Raw genomic sequence first — 4,697 nt, 5'->3', positions numbered from 1 at the left:
GGGTGTGGGAGAGTAGGACACCGCCGGACAACACATCACGGTCGAGGCCCCAACCACAGGTTGGGGCCTCCCGCATTTAAACAACCAACCACCAAACGTCATGCACTGTCGCCGGCCCCCCACCGGATAACAGCCGCCCTGGCACCTAGACTCGTCTCATGACCCGTTCAGCAGATGCCCCCGGCCGGCGCGCCACCATCCTGGACGTTGCGGCTGCTGCAGGTGTCTCCCGCCAGACCGTTACCCGGGCCATGAATGACATGCCTGGTATCAGTGCGGCCACGCGAGAGCGGGTCCAGAAGTGCGCAGGGGAGTTGGGCTACTCCCCAAGCCGGTTCGCAAAAGGGCTTGTCCAGGGCGCGCGGACCTCGGTAGGCCTGGCAATCCCGGATCTGGCCAACCCCTACTTCCCTGCTTTTGCGTCCAGCGTGGTGGAAGCTGCCACGCAGCGGGGCTGGAACGTCGTGATGGATGATTATGGGCACGGCACAGGTAGTGGTCTCGATGCTGTTACCCGGCTGGCACCCCAGGTTGACGCCCTGATCGGGTACCTCGGGGAGCATGGGGCCGAGGCGCAGTCCCTCATGGGCAGCCGCCCCGTGGTGGGCCTGGACTACCCGGACGGCAGTTCCGCCGGCAGCATCGGATTCGACTACCCGCACGCAGCCAGGCTGGCCTTAGATCATTTGACCACCGCCGGTCGGCACAAGGTGGCCTTCCTGGACTCGGACCAGGGCGGCCCGGCTGCCAGCCGTGGGGCCGCTGTTGCCGCGGCCGCTGCGGCAGCAGGCATCCCGTTGACTAAGGTCCAGTCCTCCCCGTCCGCCACGGCTGCCCGCGACGCAGTTGACGGGCTGCTTGACGAAGAGCCGGAAGTGGAAGCGCTGCTGGCGTTCAATGATGTGATGGCGGCAGGTGCGCTGAAGGCACTCCACGGTTCAGGAAGGTCTGTCCCTGAGGACTGTGCCGTCATCGGCATGGATGGCATTCCTTTGGGCGAACTCGTCACTCCCGAGCTGACCACCCTCGCCCTTGACCTGCGCGCGGTGGGCCGGGCCGCCGTCGACCTCCTGGAAGCACTGCTCTCCGGTGCGGTGGCGCCGGGAAGCACCGCTGCTTCACTCACCCTCCGGCACGAACTCATCGTCCGTCAATCCGGCTGAGGGCCTATTCAAAAGGCGCGACGGCAGCTAGGCTTGATCGCGTTCGTGAACGTTCACGAGGGACCCGGCCCCCTCTCCGCCAAGGAACGCCATGCCAGCCCAGCCTCCCTTTACAACAGCAGGAACCTCCCTGGCATTCGGCACTGCGCAGGAGTCGGAAGATCTTGAGGTGGGGGCAGCAGCGGTACGGGAACTGGCGTCGGTGAAACCCGGGCGCGGATCGCTCCCGGCACGCGCCTACCTTTCAAGCAACGCGCACAAGCTCTCCCTGAATGGTGAATGGCGCTTCCGGTTGAGCCTCGGAATCCGCTCTGCGCCGGCAGCCGGCTGGCAGTTGGGAGAGGACCTTGAAGGCTTCACCGCCCTGCCCGTCCCATCCAGCTGGCCAATGCACGGCCATGGCGCGCCCGCGTACACCAACGTCCAGTTCCCCTTTGCGGTCGAACCGCCGCACGTTCCTGAGTCAAACCCCATCGGAGACCACCTGCGGACCTTCGAGGCAGGACCTGCGTTCCTGCCTCATGCTGTGCTGCGGTTCGACGGAATAGAGTCCGCCGCCACCATCTGGCTGAACGGGGTGGAACTGGGAACCACCCGCGGGAGCAGGCTGCCCCACGAGTTCGACGTCTCAGGCGTCCTGGTGGAAGGGACCAATACGCTTGCCGTAAGGGTGGCCCAGTTCTCGGCTGCCAGCTACGTCGAAGACCAGGACATGTGGTGGCTCCCGGGAATTTTCCGGGATGTCACACTCCAGGCCCGGCCGGCGGCTGGCATCGATGATCTCTTCGTCCATGCCGGCTATGACCACGGAAGTCACGAAGGCGTGCTTCGCGTCGAGGCGAGCCGGGGCGGGAAGGCGATTGACGCCGTCGTACGCGTTCCCGCATTGGGGCTGGAACTACCGGCCGGGACGGAGGTGCGCGTCCCCGGCGTCGAACCCTGGTCGGCTGAGCTGCCGAAACTCTACGATGCATCGGTCAGCACTCCGGGCGAGACTGTCAGCTTGCAGCTGGGCTTCCGCAGCCTCACCATCGAAGATGCCCAGTTTGAGGTCAACGGCCGGCGGATCCTGCTGCGCGGCGTTAACCGCCACGAACACCATCCCCGCCTGGGCCGCGTTGTTCCCCGGGATGTTGTGGAGGCTGAGCTGCGGCTGATGAAGCAGCACAACATCAACGCCATCCGCACGTCCCATTACCCGCCGCATCCCGAATTCCTGGCGCTTGCCGACCGGCTCGGCTTCTACGTAGTCCTTGAATGCGACCTGGAAACGCACGGGTTTGAAAGTGCCGGCTGGGCGCAGAATCCGAGTGAGGATCCGCAGTGGGAACCCGCGCTGCTGGACAGGATGCAGCGAACGGTCGAGCGGGACAAGAACCATCCGTCCGTGATCATGTGGTCCCTCGGCAATGAGGCCGGCACCGGCAGGAACCTCGCGGCCATGTCGCGCTGGACCAAGGACCGCGACCCCTCCCGCCCCATCCACTACGAGGGGGACTGGTCCTCGCCCTACGTGGACGTCTACTCACGGATGTACGCAAGCCAGGACGAAACGGCACTGATCGGGCAGGGCATCGAACCGCCCCTCGAGGACGCGGCCCTGGAGGCCCGGCGCCGGGCCATGCCCTTTGTGCTGTGCGAGTACGCGCATGCCATGGGGAACGGCCCCGGCGGCATGACCGAGTACCAGGAGCTCTTCGAGCGGCATCCGCGCCTTATGGGCGGCTTCGTGTGGGAGTGGCTGGAGCACGGCATCACCGTGCAGTCCGCTGAGGGTGGTGAGTACTTCGGGTACGGCGGCGATTTCGGTGAGGAAATTCACGACGGCAACTTCGTCACGGACGGCCTGGTGGACGCGGACCGTAGACCGCGGCCGGGACTTCTGGACTACAAGAAAGTCGTCGAGCCGCTCAGGATTGAGGTGGCCGGGGACTGGTCCGGGTTCCGGATCCGCAACCTGCAGGACTTCGCCGACACCTCCGCGTATGAGTTCCGCTACACCGTTGAGACCGACGGCGGCCTGCTGGACGCCGGACCGGTACAGCTCGCGCCGTTGCCGCCGCAGTCCGAAACTGCGGTTCCCTTGCCCGCCGCCGTTGCGGACAGTGCCGCCGCACTTGCCCGTGCCGGACAGGCAGCGGTCTTGACGGGGCGGGCGGTTCTTGCGGCCGATTCTTCCTGGGCTGCCGCAGGCCATGAAATTTCATGGGGCCAGTCCGTCCTATCTGCCAGTACTGCTGAGCCTGCAGCGACCGAACGTGTCCTTGTCCTGGAAAACGAGCTGAGGCTGGGTCCGGCAGTCTTCAGCCGGATCACCGGGATGCCCATCCTCCTGGGAGATCTGCCTGTTGAGAAGCTGGGGCTGGTGCTGTGGTGGGCGCCCACCGACAACGACCTGGGCCGGGAATGGGCCAGCGAGGACCCGCGCCCGCTCGGCACGCAGTGGAAGGACGCCGGGTTGAACCGGCTGCACACCCGGCTTGTCGGCATCAGTGCCGAGGTAACGGCCGACGGCGGTGAGCGGCTCACGGTCCGCACGCGTGTGGGTGCCGCGGACAAGCAGTACGGAGTTCAGGTGGCTTATTCCTGGACCAGCGACGGCGCGTCCCTGGCTCTCCAGGCGAACGTCCGCCCGGAAGGGACCTGGGTCAACGCCGGCTTTGAGGTGGAATGGGCACGTATCGGCCTGGAGCTTGTCCTAGCAGGAGAGACGTCAGCAGTGAGCTGGTTCGGGAAAGGCCCGCACCAGAGTTACCCGGACACCGGCCAAGGTGCCCTTACGGGATGGTTCTCCCTTCCGCTCGCCGACCTGGACGTGGACTATGTCCGCCCCCAGGAATCAGGTGCGCGCTCCGGAGTCCGTTCCGCCTCCTTGGACGTTGCCGGAAGCCTGCTGCAGGTCAGGGGTGAGCCTTTTGCCCTGACAGTACGGCCGTACAGCCTGGCAGTCCTTGACGCGGCAGCCCACCGGCCAGAGCTTGGGGCAGATGGCATGACCTACATGTACCTGGACCATGTGCAGCGGGGAGTGGGCACGGCGGCTTGTGGGCCTGGTGTCCTGAAGCCGTACCGGCTGAAGCCCCGGGCGGCAGAGTTCACTCTCGTCTTCCGGACGGTAGGGGAAAGTCCAGTGTGAGCCACTGCACACTTGCCCGCCGCGGGCGGTCTGGTACTGATGGCCCTCTGTTTGACCCTGGAATTCCCGTCATCACGGGGATTGTGGGGTTATGACTGACGAGGCAGGGGCGATTTGCCGTGAGCTTTATGGGCGTGTATTGTTTTCTGAGTCGCCGCCGCTGAAGCGGAAAAATAGCGGCCAAACCCCCTTTGAACAGCCTGGAAAAATGGTCCGCCTGCTAGCGCGCCTTGACCCGGTGGGGACTGATCACGAATGCTGCAACTGCTGGAAAGCGGATTTGCAAAGTATTCGGCGGTCGGGTAAGTTTGAAAAGTTGCTCCGGAGCGATCCTGAATGTTTGGTTTGGGTGGTGCCGGGTGTGTCTGTTGTTTGAGAACTCAATAGTGTGCCAAGTT

General features: G+C 65.0%; 3 protein-coding genes. All 3 read left to right on the top strand.

Going from position 1 to position 4,697, the window contains the following annotated elements:
* Positions 1-158: 158 nt before the first annotated feature.
* The 3 genes from AC5RT3_RS20535 (at position 159) to AC5RT3_RS20525 (ending at position 4,675) form a co-directional block, all read left to right on the top strand.
* On the top strand, positions 159-1,163 hold the full coding sequence (locus AC5RT3_RS20535; RefSeq protein WP_494125101.1) for a LacI family DNA-binding transcriptional regulator: 1,005 nt from the start codon (positions 159-161) through the stop codon (positions 1,161-1,163).
* A gap of 91 nt (positions 1,164-1,254) precedes the next feature.
* Positions 1,255-4,299 (top strand): glycoside hydrolase family 2 TIM barrel-domain containing protein, encoded by a 3,045-nt coding sequence (locus tag AC5RT3_RS20530; protein ID WP_494125100.1) that lies wholly within the window; start codon positions 1,255-1,257, stop codon positions 4,297-4,299.
* 91 nt (positions 4,300-4,390) lie between these two features.
* Positions 4,391-4,675, top strand: a complete 285-nt coding sequence (locus AC5RT3_RS20525; protein ID WP_494125099.1) for a hypothetical protein — start codon at positions 4,391-4,393, stop codon at positions 4,673-4,675.
* Positions 4,676-4,697 lie beyond the last annotated feature (22 nt).

The sequence above is a fragment of the Arthrobacter sp. Y3221159 genome (assembly GCF_059089885.1).
Note: the sequence above shows the minus strand (reverse complement) of the source record. Positions and strands in the feature narration are given on the sequence as shown.